The organism is Actinomadura macra NBRC 14102, assembly GCF_001552215.1.
Classification (GTDB): Bacteria; Actinomycetota; Actinomycetes; order Streptosporangiales; family Streptosporangiaceae; genus Spirillospora; species Spirillospora macra.
Genome location: NZ_BCQT01000006.1, coordinates 36,776 through 58,466, shown reverse-complemented (window position 1 = coordinate 58,466; position 21,691 = coordinate 36,776). Strand labels below are relative to the sequence as shown.

Annotated in this window: 20 protein-coding genes; 14 read left to right on the top strand and 6 right to left on the bottom strand. The window is 71.9% G+C overall.

Features of this window, described 5'->3' with window-relative positions; translation table 11 throughout:
• Positions 1-18 precede the first annotated feature (18 nt).
• The 8 genes from AMA02S_RS09475 (at position 19) to AMA02S_RS09440 (ending at position 8,596) form a co-directional block, all read left to right on the top strand.
• A complete protein-coding gene (locus AMA02S_RS09475; protein ID WP_067454977.1) occupies positions 19-897 on the top strand; it encodes an FAD binding domain-containing protein in 879 nt (292 codons plus the stop codon).
• Positions 897-1,382 (top strand): (2Fe-2S)-binding protein, encoded by a 486-nt coding sequence (locus AMA02S_RS09470; protein WP_067454974.1) that lies wholly within the window; start codon positions 897-899, stop codon positions 1,380-1,382. Before AMA02S_RS09475 ends, AMA02S_RS09470 begins: the two co-directional genes overlap by 1 nt.
• Positions 1,379-2,731, top strand: a complete 1,353-nt coding sequence (locus AMA02S_RS09465; protein ID WP_067454971.1) for an 8-oxoguanine deaminase — start codon at positions 1,379-1,381, stop codon at positions 2,729-2,731. The genes AMA02S_RS09470 and AMA02S_RS09465 overlap by 4 nt, the downstream gene beginning before the upstream one ends.
• On the top strand, positions 2,731-5,052 hold the full coding sequence (pucD, locus tag AMA02S_RS09460) for a xanthine dehydrogenase subunit D (protein WP_174550949.1): 2,322 nt from the start codon (positions 2,731-2,733) through the stop codon (positions 5,050-5,052). The genes AMA02S_RS09465 and pucD overlap by 1 nt, the downstream gene beginning before the upstream one ends.
• Positions 5,049-6,353, top strand: a complete 1,305-nt coding sequence (gene allB / locus AMA02S_RS09455) for an allantoinase AllB (protein ID WP_067454968.1) — start codon at positions 5,049-5,051, stop codon at positions 6,351-6,353. Before pucD ends, allB begins: the two co-directional genes overlap by 4 nt.
• Complete coding sequence (alc, locus tag AMA02S_RS09450; RefSeq protein ID WP_067454966.1) at positions 6,350-7,348, top strand: allantoicase; 999 nt, start codon at positions 6,350-6,352, stop codon at positions 7,346-7,348. Before allB ends, alc begins: the two co-directional genes overlap by 4 nt.
• 69 nt (positions 7,349-7,417) lie before the next feature.
• A complete protein-coding gene (locus AMA02S_RS09445; RefSeq protein WP_067454963.1) occupies positions 7,418-8,353 on the top strand; it encodes a hypothetical protein in 936 nt (311 codons plus the stop codon).
• A gap of 3 nt (positions 8,354-8,356) precedes the next feature.
• On the top strand, positions 8,357-8,596 hold the full coding sequence (locus tag AMA02S_RS09440) for a hypothetical protein (RefSeq protein WP_067454960.1): 240 nt from the start codon (positions 8,357-8,359) through the stop codon (positions 8,594-8,596).
• A gap of 32 nt (positions 8,597-8,628) precedes the next feature.
• On the opposite strand, the gene AMA02S_RS09435 is transcribed toward AMA02S_RS09440, so the two are convergent.
• Complete coding sequence (locus AMA02S_RS09435; RefSeq protein ID WP_067454957.1) at positions 8,629-9,318, bottom strand: hypothetical protein; 690 nt, start codon at positions 9,316-9,318, stop codon at positions 8,629-8,631.
• A gap of 154 nt (positions 9,319-9,472) precedes the next feature.
• Positions 9,473-10,759: an MBL fold metallo-hydrolase gene (locus tag AMA02S_RS09430; RefSeq protein ID WP_218004897.1), complete on the bottom strand. Its 1,287-nt coding sequence runs from the start codon at positions 10,757-10,759 to the stop codon at positions 9,473-9,475.
• Between the two features lie 74 nt (positions 10,760-10,833).
• Between AMA02S_RS09430 and AMA02S_RS09425 the strand changes: the two genes are divergently transcribed.
• A complete protein-coding gene (locus AMA02S_RS09425; RefSeq protein ID WP_067454954.1) occupies positions 10,834-11,607 on the top strand; it encodes a GntR family transcriptional regulator in 774 nt (257 codons plus the stop codon).
• Positions 11,608-11,652: 45 nt separating this feature from the next.
• Here AMA02S_RS09425 and AMA02S_RS09420 read toward each other — a convergent pair whose 3' ends face one another.
• The 3 genes from AMA02S_RS09420 to AMA02S_RS09410 form a co-directional block, all read right to left on the bottom strand.
• Positions 11,653-11,889 (bottom strand): DUF397 domain-containing protein, encoded by a 237-nt coding sequence (locus tag AMA02S_RS09420; RefSeq protein WP_084264940.1) that lies wholly within the window; start codon positions 11,887-11,889, stop codon positions 11,653-11,655.
• Between the two features lie 143 nt (positions 11,890-12,032).
• Positions 12,033-13,472 (bottom strand): S1 family peptidase, encoded by a 1,440-nt coding sequence (locus tag AMA02S_RS09415; protein WP_067454949.1) that lies wholly within the window; start codon positions 13,470-13,472, stop codon positions 12,033-12,035.
• 295 nt (positions 13,473-13,767) lie between these two features.
• Positions 13,768-14,292: a TetR family transcriptional regulator gene (locus AMA02S_RS09410; RefSeq protein ID WP_067456809.1), complete on the bottom strand. Its 525-nt coding sequence runs from the start codon at positions 14,290-14,292 to the stop codon at positions 13,768-13,770.
• 411 nt (positions 14,293-14,703) lie between these two features.
• Between AMA02S_RS09410 and AMA02S_RS09405 the strand changes: the two genes are divergently transcribed.
• The 3 genes from AMA02S_RS09405 (at position 14,704) to AMA02S_RS09395 (ending at position 17,312) form a co-directional block, all read left to right on the top strand.
• A complete protein-coding gene (locus tag AMA02S_RS09405) occupies positions 14,704-15,807 on the top strand; it encodes an acyl-CoA dehydrogenase family protein (RefSeq protein ID WP_067454946.1) in 1,104 nt (367 codons plus the stop codon).
• On the top strand, positions 15,807-16,979 hold the full coding sequence (locus tag AMA02S_RS09400; RefSeq protein WP_067454943.1) for an acyl-CoA dehydrogenase family protein: 1,173 nt from the start codon (positions 15,807-15,809) through the stop codon (positions 16,977-16,979). Before AMA02S_RS09405 ends, AMA02S_RS09400 begins: the two co-directional genes overlap by 1 nt.
• A gap of 84 nt (positions 16,980-17,063) precedes the next feature.
• Complete coding sequence (locus AMA02S_RS09395; RefSeq protein WP_067454940.1) at positions 17,064-17,312, top strand: hypothetical protein; 249 nt, start codon at positions 17,064-17,066, stop codon at positions 17,310-17,312.
• A gap of 22 nt (positions 17,313-17,334) precedes the next feature.
• Here AMA02S_RS09395 and AMA02S_RS09390 read toward each other — a convergent pair whose 3' ends face one another.
• A complete protein-coding gene (locus tag AMA02S_RS09390) occupies positions 17,335-18,006 on the bottom strand; it encodes a TetR family transcriptional regulator (RefSeq protein WP_067454937.1) in 672 nt (223 codons plus the stop codon).
• 164 nt (positions 18,007-18,170) lie between these two features.
• Between AMA02S_RS09390 and AMA02S_RS09385 the strand changes: the two genes are divergently transcribed.
• Positions 18,171-19,781, top strand: a complete 1,611-nt coding sequence (locus tag AMA02S_RS09385) for an MFS transporter (RefSeq protein ID WP_067454934.1) — start codon at positions 18,171-18,173, stop codon at positions 19,779-19,781.
• A gap of 111 nt (positions 19,782-19,892) precedes the next feature.
• Entirely contained in the window at positions 19,893-20,819 is a 927-nt protein-coding gene (locus tag AMA02S_RS44945; RefSeq protein ID WP_067454931.1) for a rhomboid-like protein, read from the top strand.
• Positions 20,820-21,691: the final 872 nt, after the last annotated feature.

The following is a 21,691-nucleotide window of genomic DNA, read 5'->3' as shown; positions in this document are numbered from 1 at the left end:
AGGAGGAACACCCAAACCATGGACTTTCTGCGACCGCTGACCTGGGCGGATGCGCTCGCCGCCAAGGCGGAGCGGCCGGAGGCGCTGCCCCTGCAGGGCGGCACCGACGTCATGGTCGAGATCAATTTCGACGTGCGTCGTCCCGGAGCGCTGCTGGACCTGAACCAGATCCGCGAACTGGCGGACTGGGAGCCGGTGGACGGGCGGCTGCGGGTCGGCTCCGGCGTCCCGTACGCCCGGCTGATCGCCGAGCTGGGGGACCGGCTGCCCGGCCTCGCCCAGGCGTCCCGGACGGTCGGCTCGCCGCAGATCCGCAACCGGGGCACGGTCGGCGGGAATCTCGGCGCCGCCTCGCCCGCCGGGGACACCCACCCGCCGCTGCTGGCCGGGGACGCGGTGATCGAGGCCGAGTCCGCCGCGCGCGGTGTCCGGATGATCCCTGTGCTCGACTTCTATCTCGGCGTGAAGCGCAACGCGCTGGAGCCGGACGAGCTGATCCGCGCGTTCTGGACGGCCCCCGCCTCCGGCCCGCAGTACTTCTCCAAGATCGGCACACGGAACGCGATGGTGATCGCGGTGTGCTCGTTCGCCCTCGCCCTGCACCCGGCCGAGCGCCGCGTCGGCACCGGCGTCGGCTCCGCCGCGCCGACGCCGCGCCGCGCCACCGCCGCCGAGGAGTTCCTCTCGGGCGAGCTCGACTGGGAGGGCCGGGGCCCGCTGTCGGTCTCGCTGTCCCAGCGGTTCGGTGAGCTGGTCAAAGAGGCCGCCGCGCCGATCGACGACGTCCGCGGGACGGCCGACTACCGCCGGCACGCCCTGTCGGTGATGGCGCGCCGCACGCTGACCTGGGCCTGGAACGACTACAGAACCGGCATTCCGGCCGAGGAGGCTTCCTGATGCGCGTCACCGTCACCATCAACGGCTCCGCGGAGACCGTCGACGACGTGTGGGAGGGCGAGAGCCTGCTGTACATGCTGCGGGAGCGGATGGGCCTGCCCGGCTCCAAGAACGCCTGCGAGCAGGGCGAGTGCGGCTCCTGCACCGTCTACCTGGACGGCATTCCCGCCTGCGCGTGCCTGGTCGCCGCGGGCCAGGTGGAGGGGCGGGAGGTCCGCACCGTGGAGGGCCTCGCGGAGGGGCCGTCCGGCGAGGAGCGGCTCGATCCCGTCCAGGAGGCGTTCGTCGAGACGGGCGCCGTCCAGTGCGGGTTCTGCACGCCGGGACTGATCGTCCAGGCGCACGACCTGATCGAGCGGAACGCCACGCCGTCCGACGCCGAGATCCGCGAGGCCCTCGCCGGGAACCTGTGCCGCTGCACCGGCTACGAGAAGATCCTGGACGCGGTCCGGCTGGCGGCCCGCCGGAAGGCGGCGCGTCCATGACGGTCGTCATCGAGAACGCCCACGTCGTCACCGTGTCGGGGGAGGAGTACCCCACCGGGCACATCGTGATCGACGGCGACCGGATCACGGCCGTCGGACCGGGACCGGCCCCGACCGCCGGCCGGGTCGAGCGGGTCAACGGCCGCGGCTGCCTCGCCACGCCGGGGCTGGTCAACACCCACCATCACCTCTACCAGTGGGCGAGCCAGGGCATCGCCACCGGCGGCACGCTGTTCGAGTGGTTGACCACGCTTTACAAGCCCTGGGCGAAGATGGACGCGGAGATCGCCGCGGGCGCGGCCACCGCCGGGCTCGCCTGGCTCGCCAAGTCGGGCTGTACCACCTCCACCGACCACCACTACATCTTCCCCAAGGGGCGCGGCGACCTGTTCGCCGCCGAGATCCACGCCGCCGCCGAGCTCGGCCTGCGCTTCCACCCCTGCCGGGGCTCGATGGACCGCGGCGAGTCCGACGGCGGGCTCCCCCCGGACGAGGTCGTCGAGGACCTCGACACGATCCTCGCCGAGACCGGCGCCGCCATCGACCGCTACCACGACCCCTCGCCCGGCTCGATGCTCCGCGTCGCCGTCGCCCCCTGCTCCCCGTTCTCCGTCAGCCGGGAACTGCTGGTCAGGTCGGCGGAGCTGGCGCGCGACCGGGGCGTCCGGCTCCACACCCACCTCGCCGAGACCCTCGACGAGGAGGAGCACACCGCCGAGCAGTTCGGCATGACCCCGGCCGAGTACATGGACTCGATCGGCTGGCTCGGCCCCGACGTCTGGCTCGCCCACTGCGTTCACCTGCACGACGCTGACATCAAGCGCCTCGCCGAGACGCGCACGGGCGCCGCGCACTGCCCGAGCTCCAACGCCCGGCTCGGATCCGGCATCGCCCGCGTGTCCCACCTGCTGGAGGCCGGCGTGCCGGTCGGGCTGGGCGTGGACGGGCCCGCGTCCGCCGAACTGGTCCCGCTCGCCGGGGAGATGCGGCAGGCGATCTACATGCAGCGCGCCCGCTACGGTCCGGACGCGCTGACCGCGCGCCAAGCCCTGGAGATGGCGACCCTCGGCGGCGCCCGCTGCCTCGGCCGCGACGGCGAGATCGGCTCCCTGGAGCCGGGCAAGCTCGCCGACATCGCGCTGTGGCGGGTCGACGGCTTCCACGCCGCGCTCGACGACCCGGTGGTCGCCCTCACCTTCGGGCAGACCCCGCCGCTGCGGCGCCTGTTCGTCGGCGGCCGGACGATCGTGCGCGATGACGCCCTCGTCACCGTCCCGCAAGACGAGGCGGGACGGCGCGGCGCCGCCGCACACCGCCGGTTGATGGCACTCGCTGAGGAGGTCCTCTGATGGTGGCCCCGTTGAAGAGTCCCGGTCACGTCGAGGCCCCGGGAGTGGGCGGCGTCGGCGCGAGCACCCTGCGCCCGGACGGCACGCTGAAGGTCGCGGGCGAGTTCGCGTACGCGTCCGACCTGTGGATCGACGGGATGCTGTGGGGTGCGACGCTGCGCAGCCCGCACCCCCGCGCGCTCATCCACGCGATCGACATCGGCGCCGCGGTCGCGATGCCCGGCGTCCGGGCCGTCCTCACCCACGAGGACGTGCCGGGCCGCAAGATGTTCGGCATCGACCACACCGAGGACCAGCCCGTCCTCGCCATCGACCAGGTCCGCCACCAGGGCGAGCCCGTCGCGCTCGTCGCCGCGGACCACCCCGAGACCGCCCGGCGCGCGCTGAAGGCGATCACCGTCGAGTACGAGGTGCTGGAGCCGATCACCGACCCCCGCGCCGTGATCGCCGACCCCGACCGGCTGAAGGTCCAAGACCGCGGCGGCATCACCCGCCACCAGCCCGTCCGCGTCGGCGACGTGGCGGCGGCGCGCGCGGCGGCCGAGGTCGTCGTGTCCTCGGAGTACGAGGTCGGCATCCAGGACCAGGCGTTCCTCGGCCCCGAGGCGGGCCTGGCGATCCCGTCCGAGGACGGCGGCATCGACCTGTACGTCTCCACGCAGTGGATCCACAACGACCTCAGGCAGATCGCGCCGTGCCTCGGCCTCGCCGAGGACCAGGTCCATATGACCCTCGCGGGCGTCGGCGGCGCGTTCGGCGGCCGCGAGGACCTGTCCATGCAGATCCACGCGGGCATGCTCGCGCTGCGCACCGGCAAGCCGGTGAAGATGTCCTACAACCGGTACGAGTCGTTCTTCGGGCACGTCCACCGGCATCCCGCGCACATGCGATACGAGTACGGCGCCACGGCGGACGGACGCCTCCTCTACGCCGACGTCGAGATCATCCTGGACGGCGGCGCGTACACCTCGTCCACCATCAACGTCACCGGCAACGCCGCCTCGCTCGGCGTCGGCCCGTACGAGATCCCCAACATCAGCATCGACGCCTACGGCGTCTACACGAACAACCCGCCGTGCGGCGCCATGCGCGGCTTCGGCGCGGTGCAGGCGTGCTTCGCCTACGAGTCGATGATGGACAAGCTCGGCGCGGCCTGCGGCATCGGCCCGGTCGAGATCCGCCGCCGCAACGCCGTGTCGCAGGGCTCCCGGCTCGCGACGGGCCAGCTCATCGAGGCCCCCGCGCCGCTCGCGGAGATGCTGACGCGGCTGGAGGCCACGCCGATGCCCCCGGCCCTCGACCCGGGCGACCTTCGCCACCTGCCCGGCGGCGTCTCCCAGACCACGCACGGCGAGGGCGTCGTCCGCGGCGTCGGATACGGCGTCGGGATCAAGAACATCTGCTTCTCCGAGGGCTTCGACGACCTGTCCACCGCCCGCGTCCGGCTGGAGGTCATCGGCGGGGAGGCGACCGCGCTCGTCCACACTGCCGCCGCCGAGGTCGGGCAGGGCCTCGTCACGGTCCAGGCGCAGATTGCCCGCACCGAGCTCGGCGTCCAGCGGGTCACCATCGCCCCGGCCGACGACCGGGTCGGCGACGCGGGCTCGTCCAGCGCGTCCCGCCAGTCCTACATGTCCGGCGGCGCGGTGAAGGCCGCCTGCGAGGCCGTCCGCGCCGAACTGTTCGCGCTCGCCCGGCAGCACCTCGGCACGGCCCGCGCCACGGCCGACCTGCACGTCGCCGGCGGCAAGATCGTCTCGCACGCGGGCGGAGTGCTCGCGACGATCGAGGACATCCTCGGCGACACCGTCCTTGAGGAGACCCGCGAGTACCACCACCGCCGCACCGAGCCGATGGACCCCGTCACCGGCCAGGGCGACAGTCACACCCAGCTCGCCCTCTGCGTCCACCGGGCCGTCGTGGACGTCGACGTGGACCTCGGGCTGGTCAAGGTCGTCGAGCTGGCCGCCGTCCAGGACGTCGGCAAGATCCTCAACCGGCTGTCGCTGGAGGGCCAGATCCACGGCGGCACCGCGCAGGGCCTCGGCCTCGCCCTGATGGAGGAGATCGTCGTGTCCGACGGGCTCGTCCGCAACCCGTCCTTCACCGACTACCTCATCCCGACCATCCTCGACATGCCGCCGATGCGGCTCGACATCCTCCAGAACCCCGACCCCGAGGCGCCCTACGGGCTCCGCGGCGCCGGGGAACCGCCCACCCTCTCCTCCACGCCCGCGATCGTCGCCGCCGTCCGCGACGCCACGGGCCAGGCCCTCACCCGGGTGCCGGTACGTCCCGAGCACATCACCCGCACCCCATGACGCACGATCTCGTCATCAGGTCCCTGAGGACCGTCCTGCCGGACGGCGAGCGCCCCGCCGCGGTCGCCGTCCGGGACGGCCGCGTCGCCGAGGTCGCCGACCACGACGCCCCTCTGCCCGCCAGGTCCGAGGTCAGCCTCGGCCGGACGGCCCTGCTGCCGGGACTCGTCGACACCCACGTCCACATCAACGAACCCGGCCGCACCGAGTGGGAGGGCTTCGCCACCGCGACCCGCGCCGCCGCGTCCGGAGGCGTCACGACCCTGATCGACATGCCGCTGAACTCGCTGCCGCCGACGGTCGACCCGTCCGCCCTGGCCGTCAAGCGCGCCGCGGCCGACCGGAAGTGCTCCGTGGACGTCGGCTTCTGGGGCGGGGCGATCCCCGGCAACGTCCCGCATCTGCGCGCGCTCCACGAAGCCGGCGTGTTCGGGTTCAAGTGCTTCACCTCCGACTCCGGCGTCCCGGAGTTCCCGCCGCTCGACCTCCCCGGAATGCGCGAGGCGTTCCACGAGATCGCCTCGTTCGACGGCCTCGTCATCGTGCACGCCGAGGACCCGGCCGCCCTCGGGACACCGTCCGACGGCGGATACGCGGCCTTCCTGACCTCCCGCCCGCCCTCAGCGGAGCGCCTGGCGGTCGAACGGGTCATCCGGCTGGCGGAGGAGACCGGCGTCCGCGCGCACATCCTGCACCTGTCCGCCGCCGACTGCCTCATCCCCCTCGCGGAGGCCCAGGCCGCGGGCCTGCGCGTCACCGCGGAGACCTGCCCGCACTACCTGACCCTGTCCGCGGAGGAGGTGCGCGGGCCGTCCTACAAGTGCTGCCCGCCCATCCGCGACGCCGCCAACCGCCACGAACTCTGGCTCGGCCTCGCCGCCGGCGTGATCTCCTGCGTCGTCACCGACCACTCACCCTGTACGCCCGACCTCAAACACGGCGACTTCGCCACCGCCTGGGGCGGCGTCTCCTCCCTCCAACTCGGCCTTCCCGTCGTCTGGACGGCCGCCCGCGCCCGCGGCCACGACCTGGCCGCCGTCGTCCGCTGGATGTCCGAGGCGCCCGCCGCCCTCGCCGGCCTCCCCAAGGGCCGCATCGCCCCCGGCCGCGACGCCGACCTCGTCGCCTTCGACCCCGACGCCGCGTTCACCGTGGACCCCGCGTCCCTCCACCACCGCCACCCCGTCACCCCGTACGAGGGCCACACTCTCACCGGTGCCGTCCGAGCCACCTGGCTGCGCGGCACCCCCGCTGGCGACGTGCCCGGCGGACGCCTGCTCAGCCGAACGGAGACACCTTGACCGGCTTCACCACGCTCCCGGACCTCGCCGTCCGGACCCTCGGAGGATCCGTCATCGCGGCGAGCGACGAGTCCTTCGCGGCCAAGGAGAACCTGCTCAACCCCTGGACTCCGGCGTTCCGCCCCGAAACGTTCGGCCCCAAGGGTCAGGAGTACGACGGCTGGGAGACCGCCCGCCGCCGCGACGGGGACCACGACTGGGCCCTCATCCGCCTCGGCCTGCCCGGCATCGTCCACGGCGTCGTCATCGACACCGCCTGGTTCGAGGGCAACTTCCCCACCCACGCGTCCGTGGAGGCATGCGCCCTGGACGGCCACCCCTCCCCGGCGGAACTCGCCGCCGCCGACTGGCGCGAGATCGTCCCCAGGTCCCCCCTCAAGGGCGGCACCGCCCATTCCTTCCTCGTCGACAACGGCCGCCTGGTCACCCACGTCCGGCTGAACATGTTCCCGGACGGCGGTATCGCACGGCTCCGCGTCCACGGCGAGGTGGTCCCGGACCCCACGTACCTGGCCGGCCTCACCGTCGACCTGGCCGCCCTGGAGAACGGCGCGCGCGTCACCGAATGCTCCAACATGTTCTACTCGTCCCCCGACAACATGCTGTTCCCCGGCCTGGCCCGCAACCAGGCCGAGGGATGGGAGACCGCCCGCCGCCGCGACGGCGCCAACGACTGGGCCCTGATCGCCCTCGCGGCCCCCGGCATCATCCGCCTCGCCGAGATCGACACCACCCACCTGAAATTCAACGCCCCCGCCGCTTTCGCCCTCACCGGCATCGACGAACACGGCACCACCACCCCCCTCCTGCCCCGGACCCCCCTCCAGCCGGACACCCGCCACCGCTTCCGCCTCACGTCCCCCGAGGTCACCCACGTCCGCCTGGACATCCACCCGGACGGCGGCATCTCCCGCCTCCGCCTGTGGGGTGACCTGACCCCCGAGGCCGAGCGGCACCTCACCACCTGGTGGCAAGAACTCTGCCACGGAACGTGACATAGACCACACGTAGAGTCATTCAATAGTGACGGTATCCAATGCTGGTCGCAACGTAGCGTTCTGCGCATGGTCACCGTCGAACACGAGTCGCCGATCCAGATCGTCCGCGACCACCCCGAGGTCCTCGTGCAGTTACTCCGCACCGCCTTCGACATCAAGGTGCCCGACGACATCGTGGTCCGGACGGTCTCGGAGGACTTCACCCAGATCACCCCGGCCGCCTACCGCGCCGACAACGTCGTCGAGATCCGCGAACGGGGTTCCCCCACCCCGAAGATCAGTGTCGTCGCCGAGACGCAGCGCGCCGTCGATCCGAGGAAATGCCGCAGCTGGCCCGTCTACCTGACGGCCCTCCACGCGAGATCCGGCTGCCCGAGCTACCTCCTGGTCTTCTGCCCCGCCCGCCGCGTCGCCGACTGGGCCCGCAAACCCGTCGTCATCGGCCACCCCGGCTTCACCCTCACCCCCCTCGTGGTCGGCCCCGGCACCGGCCCCCTCGTCACGTCCACGGCCCAGGCGGCCGAGATGCCGGAACTGACCATCGTCGCGGCCCTGACCAACGTCAGCCCCCACACAGAAGAGTCCCTGGAGATCACCCACGCCGCCCTGGCGACCATCGAGAACACAGGGCACGAAAACGCCACGCTGTACACTGACATGGTGCTCGGCGTGCTCCCACAAGCCGCCCGGAAGATCCTGGAGGAGCTCGTGACCACAGGTACCGCCGACTACAAGTTCAAGAGCGACTTCGCCCTCCGCAACCAGGCCATAGGCGAGGCCCGAGGCCAGGCCATAGGCGAGGCCCGAGGCCAGGCCATAGGCGAGGCCCGAGGCCAGGCCATAGGCGAGGCCAAGATGTTGCTTCTTGTGTTGGAGGGGCGTGGGCTTTGCGTGTCGGACGAGATGCGTGAGCGGATCACGACCTGCGCTGACGAGCGGCAACTCGCCGAGTGGGGACGGCGTGCCGGCACAGCCGAATCCGCCGACGACATCTTCTCCTGAGCCGTGAGTACCGCCGACTACAGGTTCAAGAGCGACTTCGCCCTCCGCAACCAGGCCATAGGCGAGGCCCGAGGCCAGGCCATAGGCCAGGCCAAGATGTTGCTTCTTGTGTTGGAGGGGCGTGGGCTTTGCGTGTCGGACGAGATGCGTGAGCGGATCACGACCTGCGTTGACGAGCGGCAACTCGCCGAGTGGGGACGGCGTGCTGCCACAGCTGAGGCTCTCCGCGAAGTCTTCGCCTGAGGTGCGGGGGGCCGTTCGGTGGTCCGGCGCGCCTAGGTCGGGCGGCGGCGGGGCCAGGGGCGGAACTTCCAGTCGGGGTCCGTGCGCCGGCGGTGGAAGGTGTAGAGCGGCAGCGTCCAGGTGACCAGGGAGTGCAGGAAGAGCGGCAGGATGATCAGGAGCGCGGCGATCATCAGGTAGACCTCCGCCAGGTCGGGGGCGGCGGCGTGCAGGCCGATGAGGCCGATGGTGCTCATGAATCCGAGCGCGCAGACGGCGGTGCCGAACCAGATGTACCACTTGAGCTGCGGGTACGACGTGCGGTTCATGGGGGCGCCGCGCTGGGCGTGGATCAGCCAGTTGAGGTAGCCGACGATGCCCGCTCCGAGAAAGGCCGCATAGAACACCAGGAAGGTGCCGGCCGACTTGCGGACGGACGCGATGAGCATGAACTCGATGATCCCGACGGTGAACGGCACGACGGCGTCCAGGATGGTGGGCGTCCACGCGAACTGGACCGAGCCGACCATGTACTCCTGCCACACGACGATCAGGGCGATCAGGCAGATCGCGTAGCCGATCCACTCGTGGGGCGCCGGGGACGGCGACGCCGAGGCGCGCTCCGCGAGGACACTGAGGCCGACGCCCTGGATCATGCTGATCAGGGTCAGGTACACCCCCAGGAACGCGCCCTCGATCCGCTCGACCAGCACGCCGCCCGGCTCCGGGGGAGGACGCTCCATGTGCGGGATCTCCCTTCCTCGGAGTGCCGTTCCTTTCTTCGGACGCCGGAAAGTGTGGGCTGGTTGCGAATGTCGATAAAGTTCTATTTGCGATCTCTGAATGGCGGGGGCGGCTGCATTTTCGGCGACGCCCATAAAGGACCTTCGGTCGTTGTCAGTAGGTGTCGTCGATGAGGACGACTTCGCGGCCGGCGCGGTCGAGGAGGCTTGCGGCGATGGAGGCTCGGTAGCCGGTCGCGCAGTGCACCCACACTTCGCCGGGCGGGACCTCGTCCAGCCGGGACGTGAGGGAGTGCAGGGGGATGTGCGTCGAGCCCGGGAGGGAGCCGGCGGCGCGTTCGTCGTCGCGGCGGACGTCGAGGACGTTGGCGCCGGGCGGGATGCCGGCGAACGTGGCGGTGCGATAGCCGCGCAGGTCCGCGGGCGGTAGACCGAGGGCGGCGGACGGGCGGTCGATGCCGATGCGGGTGAGCTGGCGCTGCGCGTCCGCGACGTCGGATGGGCTGTCGCCGAGCAGGGTGAGCGGCGTGCCCCACGGGATCAGCCAGCCGAGGTAGGTGGCGAAGTTCTGGCCGAGCTCGATGCCGATGGTGCCCAGCAGGTGCCCGGCGGCGTAGGCGGTGCGGCTGCGCAGATCCACGACCCAGTCGCCGGCGACGATCCTCTTGGCGAGGTCTTCGGGCGCCACGGGCGACGGGGGTGACAGGTCGGCGGGGCCGGCACCGTCCAGGTTCAGCGCACCCATGTGGGCGTAGTAGCGCGGGTAGGCGGTGAGCCCGGCCACGAGGCGTGACACGAAGGCGTCCTCGTCGGTCTCGACCAGCGCGTCGTTGCGGGTCCGCTCCTCGCCGATGGTGGAGACGGACGCGCCGTCCGTGATGGAGCCGGACGAGCAGAAGCTCCCGAAGCCGTGCGTCGGGTACACCCGCGCGTCGTCCTCGCAGAGTTCGGCGAGGCGCTGGGCGGAGCGGAACTGCGCCCGGGTCAGCGCGTCGGTGCGGGCGGGGTCGACCAGGTCGGTGCGGCCCACGCTGCCGTACAGCAGGGACCCGCCGGTGAACACGGCGGACTCGTTCACGATGTAGGCCAGGTGGTTCTCGGTGTGCCCGGGAGTCGCGACCACCCGGATCCACAGGTCGCCCACCCGCAGCGCGTCGCCGTCCGCGACGGGCCTTCGGACGAAGGCGACGGGGGCGGCTGCCGACACCGCGTAGGTCGCGCCGGTCGAGCGGGCCAGGTGGAGGCCGCCGGACACGTAGTCGTTGTGGATGTGCGTCTCCAGCACAAGCGCGCAGCGCAGGTTCCGGTCGTCCAGCAGGCGCCGGACGCGGTCCAGGTCGCGCTGCGGGTCCACGACGATCGCCTGCTCGCCGTCATGCGCGACGTAGCTGCGGTCGCCCAGCGACGCGGTCTCGATGGTCTCGACGTCCACGATGTCCATCCCTGTTGCCTAAAGGTCCGAATGTACGTACATTATGCGCAATCGTGGTGCGAGTGGGGGATGGGGGGTCAAGGATGCCGGGGGCACGGGCGGTTGACCGCTCCAGCGCCCTGCCGCTGTGGGCCCAGCTGCACGCCGATCTGGTCCGCCGGCTGGAGGACGAGGAGTTCCAGCGGGTCTTCCCGGGCGAACTGGCCCTGGTCGCCGAGTACGGGGTGAGCCGGCACACGGTGCGGGAGGCGGTGCGGCGCCTGCGGGCGGACGGGATCGTGGTCGGCGAGCGCGGTCGGGTGCCCCGGCTCGCCGAGCCGGTCGCGATCGAGCAGCCGGTCGGCGCCCTGTACAGCCTGTTCGCGTCGGTGGAGGCGGCCGGGCAGCACCAGCGCAGCGTCGTTCGCGTCCTCGACGTCCGGGCGGACGGGGTGGTCGCCGCGCGGCTCGGGCTGGAGGAGTCCACGCCGCTGCTCCATCTGGAGCGGCTGCGCCTGGCCGACGAGGAGCCGCTCGCCCTCGACCGCGTGTGGCTTCCCGCTCGCGTCGCCGCGCCTTTGCTGGACGCGGATTTCGCCCACACCGGTCTGTACGACGAGCTGGCGAAGCGTTGTGGCGTCCGGCCGACCGGGGGGCGCGAACACATTCGCGCGGTCGTGCCCACGTCGGCCGAGCGTCGGCTGCTCGGTGTCGAGGCCGGTGTCGCCGCCTTCGCGGTCGACCGGCTCGCCGTGCAGGGACGGCGCCCGCTGGAATGGCGCCGCACGCTGGTGCGGGGTGACCGGTTCGAGGTGGTCGCCCAGTTCTCCGCCCAAGCCGGATATGAACTGAGCGTTGCCGGTGCCGCCCACCGGTGACGGTGACGGCCCCGCGGCCCGTGGCGGAGCCGCGGGCGCTGGTCGTCAGGCCCCTTCGGCGGGTTCCTCCTCCAGCAGGTCGTCGAACTCGCCGTCCTTGACGCCCGCGATGAAGGCGTCCCACTCGGCCTCGGTGAAGTAGAGGATCGGCCCCTCGGGGTTCTTGGCGTCGCGCATCACGACGGCCCGCTCACCGAAGTCCTTGTGCTGGACGGGCACGTCCTTGCCATCGACGAACTCGATGATGACCCCGTCGCTGAGGATCGGTTCCTGCTCGGTCACTGCACACCTTCTTCGTCCCGGCTCCTGGATACCGCCAAGGCTAGTGGGAGCGGGACCCGCGCCACTGGAAAAGCAGTCCCCGGCCGCCCAGTGTGGGGAGGGACGGCCGGGGACGATCAGGAGGCGCCGGACAGGCGTGCCGGTCAGGGCTTGCTGAAGCCCAGGGTGTACTCACCGGTGCCGTCGTAGGAGTGCACGCGGTACCGGTAGGTGCCGGCGGCGCCGTTGTAGGTGATGCTCTCGTCGGGGTTGGGGCTGGTGGAACTGGCGACCGTCGTCCAGGTGCCGCCGTTCTGCTTCTGCAGGTACAGGTCGAAGTCGACGCCTTCCGGGCCGTCCAGGCAGGCGGTGTGGGTGCCGGCGGCGGTCGTGGCGTAGCTGCCGCCCGGCTGGTAGCTGCTGGAGCCGGAGGTCAGCGACCCGGCGGCCTTGGTCTGGAAGCCGTCGCATGGGTTGACCGGTCCGCTGCCCTGGGTGATGAGCTGGCGGCCGTTCTTGGCGATGATCTGCAGAACCTCGTCGACCGGCTGGAAGTAGGTCGTGTCCTGGGAGTCCTGCCCGTTCTTGCAGGAGCCCGAGGTGCCCGAGGTGATGCCCTGCGCCTGGCCGCCGGTCTCGGTGATCAGTGCGCCGCCGGAGTCACCGGGATCGGCGCAGATGTTGGCCTGGATGAGGCCGTTGACCGCGCCTTCCTGGTAGTTGACGGTGACGTTCCGGGCCTGGATCGGGCCGCACCAGATCTGGGTGTTCGTGGTGCCGCCGGAGCGGCAGGTACGCGCGCCGATGGCCGCGTCGGTCGCGCCGCGGACGGTCTCGTACGAGCCGTTCCACTTGGTGACCTTGGGCGTCGGCGTCCACTGGCTGTTGGTGTCGATCCAGGCGTAGTCGTCGCCGGGGAAGGACGAGCCGCCGAAGGTGCCCTGCGCGACCTGGTTGGAGCCCTTGGTCGTCTCGCCGGTCTTGCCGCAGTGGCCCGCGCTGATGAATCCGCCGGTGACGGAGAAGGCGACGGAGCAGCCGTACTGGGTCGTCCAGTAGCGCTCGCCGCCGACGATGTCGTGGACGAGCCGGGGCTGCGCGGTGGAACGGACGATCTTCACCGTGCTGGCGTCCACGCCGCTCGCGGCGACGAACCGCTTCGCGGCGGCCGTGGAGGAGGCGTTGACGACGACCCGGTTGCTCGTGGTGTCGACGCGCCACGAGGTCACCGTCTTGGCGGCGGAGGCGGCGTGCCGGTTCAGTCCCGCCTGGACGGAGGTCAGCTTCGCCTCGGCGTACGTCACGACCTTCGCCTGTGCGCCGGCGGCCTCGATCTTCTTGACGGCGGACGCGTCGGTGGTGGCGACGACGACCTGTGATCCCTGCGCGATCCAGGCACCGCCGAACTTCGCGCCGAGGCTCAGCCGGAGCTGCTTCTGCACGCGTGCCGCACGGTCGCCGGGGCCGGGGGCGACGGGCGCGGCCGGTGCGGCCTGTTGACGTGCGGCCGGGAAGGCCGGTTCGCCGGCCTGCGCTGGGGTCACCAGCGCCGCGACGAGACCGGCCGCGGCACCTATGCCCAGCACAAGGTGTTTGCGGGACATGTCACTCTCCTGGGGGTGGTGGCGGGGGGTGGGGAGAGAAAAGGGCTGCCCTGCCCGGACTGTACGGCCACGTCAGAATGGCCACAATTCATCGCTCTAAAGTGGTTTTTCAGTGTTGATTGCGTTCTAGTCGAATGGATTCGGACAGGGGGAGCGAAGAGGTCGAGAAGGGCAGCGCCGGCGCGCGGCGGGGCGTCGGCGGAGGAGAGGCCTCGGGTACGCGGCTCGCGCGGGTGTCGTCGACGAGCCGGTGAGCGGCCCTGATCCGCGGCGGGTGCTCCCACCCGGCCCGGCGTCAGACGTCGGTGAGCAGGCGCGCGGCGGAGATCTCCAGCCGGCTCTGGATCTCTTCGGCGGTGGCGTGCCCGCGCAGCATCTCGATCATTTCCATCGTCCAGATGCCGGCCAGCGCCCTGGCCACGACGCGGCGCGGGTCATCGGCCGGAATGTCTGCTTCGGGCCCCACGGCGGCGCGCAGCAGCAACCCGGTCATCCGGTCGCCGAAGTCGGTCTGGACGTCCGACAGCAGCAGCGACCGGATCAGCGCCTCCGCCAGCTCTGGCTCGCGCATCAGGCCGCGGGTGGCGCGCATCAGTACGTCCACGGCGCGCTGCGGGCGCGCTCCGGCGCGTGGCGGGCGGCGCTCGATGCTGCTCTCCAGCAGGTCGAGCTCCTCGCCGACCACAGCGACGACCAGGTCCATCTTCGAGGGGAAGTAGCGGTAGAGGGTCCCGAGCGCGACCCCGGCCCGCTCCGCCACGGTGCGCATCTGCATCGCCTCGACGCCGCCGCGCGAGGCCAGCGCGGCGGCGGCCTGCACGATGCGCTTGCGCCGCTGGTGCTGGCTGCGGGAGCGGACGCTCTGCCCCGCCGCCCGCTCCGCCGCAGGCTGACGTGAGGTCCCGTCCCCGGTCACCGTCGGATCTGCGGTCACGGTCGTCTTCCCTTCGTGGACGGGCCCCGCCCTGCTCGGCGGGCCCGCGCCGTTCACCCTGCCCGATTCGTGATCCAGCGTACCGCCCTCGCGAGAACCTGTTATCTGATCGTCCGATACCGGCGCGTCTGGTGGTGTGGCAAACGGGCGCCGGGCACCTGTGTACGAGGCGAAGTGGGGACTTACTTGTGCCGGCAACACCTCTGGACACAGACTAGAATCTGTTCTAGTTTCTGGCCGAGAGGCGCGCCGGGACGGTGGCGGCCCCGCGAGCGTAGCGGGAGAGGGAGCGGACGAGTGGACTTCGACCTGGACGAGGCCCAGCAAGATCTGCGCGGGCTCGCCGCCGACGTGCTCACGCGTGAGGCCACGCCGGAACGGTTGAAGGCGTTCGAGAAGGGCGGCGGGTCCTATGACGCCGGCATCTGGCGGGCGCTCGCGCGGGCGGGGCTGCTCGGCGCCGTGCTCCCCGAGGACGCGGGCGGCGCGGGGCTCGGCCCGATCGAGCTGGCGGTCCTCCTCCGGGAGGTCGGAGCGCGGGTCGCACCCGTTCCGGTGTACGCGTCGCTCGCGCTCGCGGCACTCCCGATCGGACGGCACGGTACCCCCGCCCAGCGCGCGCTGCTCGCCCCGCTCGCCGAGGGGGAGATCGTCCTGACGGCCGCCTACCGCGAGGTCGGACCGGCCGGGGCGGTCGCCGCGACGGCTCGTCCGGACGGCCACGGCTACGTGCTCGACGGCGTCAAGACGTTCGTCCCGTACGCGCGGGAGGCGTCAAGAATCCTGATTCCCGCTCGCGTCGAGGGCGCGGATGTCGGGGTGTTCGTGGTCGAGCCGTCCGAGGTGTCGATCACTCCACAACCGTCCGCGACGGCCGAGCCGCTGTCGCGTCTCGCGCTCGGCGGCGCACGGGTCGGCCGCGATGCGCTGCTCGGCGCCGCCGACAGCGCAGCCTGGAAGACCCTCCGCCGCTCCGCCGTCGCGGGCGCGGTCGCCCTGTCCTCCGGTGTCGTCGCGGGGGCGCTCGACCTCACCAGGGAGTACGTCAACTCCCGCGAGCAGTTCGAACGGGTGCTCGCGCAGTTCCAGGCGGTCACGATGCAGATCGGTGACGTCTACATCGCCAAGCGCGCGCTGGACGTGGCGGTCTGGGCGGGCGTGTGGCGCCTCGCCGAGGGCGCGGACGACGTCGACGAGGTCCTCGCCATCGCCGCCTACAACGCCTGCGACCCCGCCGTGCGGGCGCTCTACACCTGCCAGCACCTGCACGGAGGCATCGGGCTCGACGTCACGTACCCGCTGCACCGCTACTTCGCCTGGGCGAAACACTGCGGGCACCTGCTCGGCGGCGCCGAAGACCGCCTCGACACCCTGGGCGCGCTCGTCGCACAGGAGGCCTGATGTTCATCGACCTGACCGGCGAGCAGCAGCGGCTCCGCGCCGAACTGCGGGAGTACTTCAACGGCTGCCTTGACGAGGATCAGCGCGCCGCCATCGCCGGCGACCCGTTCGGCGCGTCCTACATGGAGCACTGCAGGCGCCTCGGCCGAGACGGGATGCTCGGCGTCGCGCTGCCCGTGGAGTACGGCGGGCGCGGTTATGGTCCGATGGAGCAGCAGATCTTCGCCAACGAGATCGCCCGCGCCGAGGTCCCGTACCCGCTCATCACGCTGAACTCCGTCGCGCCGACGATCCTGCAGTACGGGACGGACGCGCAGAGGGAGTTCTTTCTCCCGCGCATCCTCGCGGGGGAGTGCCACTTCGCCATCGGGTACAGCGAGCCTGGCGCCGGCACCGACCTCGCGTCCCTGCGCACCATCGCCGCCAAGGACGGCGACCACTACATCGTCAACGGCCAGAAGGTCTTCACCTCGGGCGCGCACCACTCCGACTACGTCTGGCTCGCCGCCCGCACCGATCCCGCCGCGAGGAAGCACCAGGGCATCTCGATACTCATCGTGGACTGCGCCGATCCGGGGTTCTCCTGGACGCCGATCGTCACGATGGACGGGCGGCACCACACCAACTCCACCTACTACCAGGACGTTCGCGTCTCCGCGGACATGCTGGTCGGGGAGGAGAACAAGGGTTGGGACCTCATCGTCAACCAGCTCAACCACGAGCGCGTCACGCTCGGCCCCGCCGGGAACATCGGCCACCTGCACGACCGGTTCGCGCACTGGGCCCGCACCACCTCCGGCCCGGACGGCCGCCCGCTCATCGAGGAACCCGCCGTCCGCCGCGCCGTCGCGCGGGTCTACGCCTACCTGCGCGTCAACGAGTTCCTCAACTGGCAGGTCGCCGCGAACCAGGACCTCGGCTGGCTCGGCGCCGCCGACGCGTCCGCCACCAAGATCTACGGTTCGGAGCGGATGCAGGACGTCGGCCGGATCCTCGGCGACGTGCTCGCCCGGTACGGCGACCCCGGCGACCCGGCGACCGCCCGGTTCATCGAGGTGCTCGACCACCGGGTGAAGGGCGCGGTCGTCCTCACGTTCGGCGGTGGCGTGAACGAGATCCAGCGTGAGCTGATCGCGATGCTCGGTCTCGGGCTGCCCCGCGCCCCGCGCTGAGAGGGCGGCGGTCCGGCCTGTCGGTCGATGACGTGCGGGCCGCGATCCTCTACGATCATTTCACCCCGTTCGTCCTGGTTCAGTGTGAAGAACCGGGGTTCTGGCGGGCGGGGTGAGGTCAAGAACTACATCAGGGACGGCGGCATTGAGCTCGGCGGCAGGCTCCCGGCCGACCCCCGCAGGGGTCAGCTGGGTGAGGCGTACATCCACGGCATGAACGGGGTGGCCGAGGCCGCCCGCCAGTGGCGCGGCGCCTCGGCCGGCTCGGTACCGGACATGCGCAACATCATCGTCGTGGTGGGAACGAGCGTGCCACCAGCGGTCTCGTCCTGACGAGCCTCGGCGCGCGCCGGCGTCAGCAGGTCTTGTCGGGCGGGGTGTTGAGGCCGCGCTCCAGGATGGCGAACGCCTGGTCGACCGCCTCCGCGAGCGAGCCGAAGGCCGCCTCGTGCCGGCGGGTGGCGTCGGCCGCCGCCTGGAAGCCGCAGGTCGCGGCGGCGGCGACCACGTGCGGGTGCAGGTCGGAGGCGGGGTCCAACCCCATCCGCTCGGCGATGATCTGGGTCAGCAGCAGCTGCTTCCTCTGTGCGTGTTCCAGGCTGCCCGCCATCAGGGTGGGGCTGTCGGCCATCATGCTGAGCAGGCACTGGAAGCGCTCGGGCTTGAAGCCCAGCTCGCCGCGCTCGCAGGCGCCGGCGATCTCCACCACCGTGTGGCGCAGCGCCGTCATGATCGGCTCGTGGGCCGGGCGGTCGGCCAGCGCCGCCATGACGGCGCGGGTCTGCTCCTCCTGGAAGGTGAGCGCGACGTCCTCCTTCGAGGCGAAGTAGCGGAAGAAGGTCCGGGACGAGACGTCCACGGCGTCGGCGATCTCCTCGACGGTGGTCGCGTCGAACCCCTTCTCTGCGAAGAGGGTGAACGCGGCGTCGACGAGCGCCTCCCGGGTGCGCTGCTTCTTGCGTTCGCGCCTGCCCGGGGGCGGGGTGCCGTGGCACGCGGACTGGGCCTCGGGGGCAGTCGCGGTCATGTGCGAAGTGTAACGAGCGGTGGACCTCAGGCCAACCGGCCGTTGCCGGATACTGTCGTGATATGAATCATGTCGTTGCCTGACGACAGGCATTTGACGACAAGTGTCGTGCTGTGACAGTTTTGGAGCCTTCACAGCCGCTCACCCTCGTACGGAGGCCGAAGATGACTCAGCCGCAGGGCGCCGAGGTGCTCCACCCGAGTGCCTCCCAGCCCGCCGCGCCGCCCGGACGGCGCACAAGATCGGGGCACGGGCACCCCTGGCTCACGCTCGTCGCCGTGGCGCTCGGCGTCATGATGGTCGGCCTGGACGCCACGGTGGTCTCCATCGCCAACCCCGCCATCGCCAAGGACCTCGGGGCGAGCCTGTCCGGCCTGCAGTGGGTCACCAACGCCTACCTCCTCGCGCTCGCCGTCACGCTGATCCCGGCCGGAAAGATCGCCGACCGGTTCGGGCGCAAGCGCACCTTCCTCGCCGGAGTGATCGGCTTCGCCGTCTCCTCGGTGCTGATCGGGCTGTCCGGCGGCCTCGGCATGGTCATCTTCTGGCGCGTCGTGCAGGGGTTCGCGGGGGCACTCCTACAGCCCGCCAGCCTGGCCATCCTGCGCAACACCTTCCCTCCCGCCAAGCTCAACGCCGCGATCGGCATCTGGGGTTCCACGGTCGGCATCTCCATCGCCGGCGGCCCCATCGTCGCCGGGCTGCTGGTGGAGAACGTCAACTGGGAGTCGGTGTTCTTCCTGAACGCGCCGCTCGGCCTGCTCGCGCTCGTCATGGGCCTGTGGGTGATCCGCGAGTCCCGGGACGAGGAGTCCACGGGCTCGTTCGACCTGCCCGGCGTCGCGCTGCTGACCGGCGCGCTGTTCGCGCTGGTCTGGGGTCTGATCAAGGCCGGTGAGAACGGGTTCGGCGACGCGGTGCCGCTGGTGTCGTTCGCGGCTTCGGTCGTGCTATTCGCGGCGTTCGTGTGGAACGAACTGCGCGTCGAGCGCCCGCTGCTGCCGCTCGGACTCTTCAAGTCGGTGTCGCTGTCGGCGGCGACCGGCCTCATCGTCCTCGGCTTCTTCGGGATGTTCGGGACGATCTTCTTCATCACCCTGTACCTCCAGCAGGTGCACGGGATGAGCCCGGTCGGCGCGGGCGTCCGGATGCTGCCCATGACCGGCATCTTCATCGTCGCCTCCCCGGTGGCGGGCGCGCTGACGAACCGGTACGGGCCGCGGCTGCCGCTCGTCCTCGGGATGGCCTTCACCGCGACCGCGATGTTCGGCCTGTCACGCATCGGGGTGGACGCCCCGTACGTTCAGCTCTGGCCGTGGTTCGTGCTGGTCGGCCTGGCCTTCGGAATGGTGATCGTCGCGGGGACCGAGGCCATCGTCGGCAACGCCCCGGCCCATCTCGCCGGGGTCGCGGGCGGCCTCCAGCAGACCGCCGCGCAGGTCGGTGGCGTGCTCGGCACGTCGGTGCTCGGAGTGCTGATGTCCACCAAGGTCGGGGACGTGCTGGTCAGCCGGCTGACGGGCGAGGGCCTGCCCGGGCCCGCGGCGGAGCGGTTGTCCGGGCAGGGCGGGCTCGTCGCGCAGGGCGTCGCGCCCGTCCCGCCGGGCACCCCCGCACCGGCCGCCGACGCCATCACGACCGGCAGCCACCTCGCGTTCATGGACGGCTTCCAGACGTCCCTGACCGTCGCGGGGGCCGTCGCCCTGGTCGCGATCCTGGCGGCCCTGCTCGTCCGCCGCGGCGTGTCCCCCGTCGAGGGCGCCGCCGTCGCGTAAGACCCGCGGTACGCCGTCCCATGAATGCCGCCCCGGGACGGCGTACCGCGTCGCTTCACGGGCACCTGCCTACAAGCACCTGACATCGCGAGGACATAGGCTGCGGGAGTCATGGGCGGGTTCGTCAGGCGATATCCGATGCCGCTGGTCTTCCTCGGTCTGTGCGCCGCGATGTGGCTGGTGGAGGGCCTGCTCCTGCCACCGGACGCGCGAGACGCGCTCGTCGCGTGGGCCAGCACGAACCTCGCCAACCTGGCGGTGAACCCGGTCGGGACGATGGTCGCGTCGGCGTTCGTGACCTCGTCTGGATCGCCGGGCGCGCAGGGCGTGCTCCTGGTCGTCGCGGCGCTGGGTCTGTTCCCGACGACACGCCGGTTCGGCAATGCGCGCGCGGTGCTGCTCGTCGGCCTGTCGCACGTCCTCGGAACGCTGGTCAGCCAGGGGATCGCGCTCGTCCGGATCGAGCTGGGCCAGCTGTCAGAGTCCGTTCGCACTGTTCCCGACGTCGGGCCGTCGTACGTGCTGTGCGCGGCACTCGTCGCGGCCGTCCTCTACGGGCCCGGCCGGTACCGGCGGCTGCTGCCCCTGGCGGGCTGGTGCGCGCTGGCGCCGGTGCTCTTCGACGGCCTGCCCGCGCTGGAGGTCGCGGCCGTCGGGCACCTGGTCGCCATGCTCACCGGGGCGCTCGTCGGTGCCGTACTGCTGGCACGCGAGCGCCGCCGTCCGGAGAAGGACGCTCAGCCCTGCCCGGGGCTCGGTGCCGGGTTGGCCGTGGGGCTCGGGCTCGACGTGCCCGGTTCCTGCGCGGGCGGGTCGGTCGGAGTCCCCGGGGGCGTCGTCGGGTCGGTGGGTCCCGGTGGGGTCGTCGGGCCGGTGGGGCCGGTCGGGGACGTGGTGGGCGTGCCCGGCGCCGGAGTGGAGGGCTTCGGCTTGGACGGCTTGGACGTCACCGGCTCCTCGCTCGGCACGGGGGTGCCGGACGGGGAGCGGGCGGGCGCTCCCGGCGTGGTGCCGCCGGGAGATGTGCCGACCGGCTGAGCCGGATTCCCGTGCTCGGTCGTGGCCGGTGCGCCCGGGTGCGTGCCGCGCTCGGCGCCCGTCAGGCCGGACGGCCGGCCCTGGGCGCCGTTCGCGCCCGTCGACGCCTGCTCGGTGTGACCGGTGCTGGCCGTGGGCATCAGGGACGCGGCGCTGCCGCCCTTCGCCGACGGCCAGGTCGCCAGCAGTCCGAGGACCGCGGCCGCCGAGGCGGCGAGGCCCGCGACCGCTCCGGCGCCCTTGGACAGCCCACCGCCGCGGTTCTGGCGGGTCCTGCGGTCGGGGCCGATGACGACGAGCGGGCTCGGCGCGGCGACGCTCGGCAGTGGCCGGACGGCCTCCTCCTCGCAGGCGGCGAGGACCTGGTCGCGCAGCCAGCCGGGCGGGCGTGACGGCGCGCGCTGGGCGAGCAGCCGGGGCAGGGTGCCCTTCTCGAACGCGGTGATGAGGTCGAGGTGCGGCGCCCCGCGCATGAGAGTGTCGAGGACGGCCCGCTCCAGCCGCGTCCGGGCGGCGTTCAGCAACTGGGCCAGGGTGTCGGGCGCGATGCCGAGAACGCGGGCGATGTCGTGCGGTTCGAGCCACTCGCCCGCCCAGAGGAGCAGGACCTCGCGGTGGTCGGAGCGCAGGCCGCCCGCGGCGCGCAGCAGCGGGTCGGAGCCGCTGAACAGCGGCGTGCCACGTCCGCCGGACAGCTGCCCGGACATGCGGTCGGTCGTGTCGCCCCCGGCGCAGGCCGTGCGGGCCAGCGAGTACAGCCAGAGCACGCGGTCGCCCCGCGGGGGCTGGTGCACCGCCGCGGCGAAGGTGTCGCCGACCGCCGCGGCCGCCTCCCTGTCGCCGACCAGTGACCAGCAGTAGGCGTAGAGGCG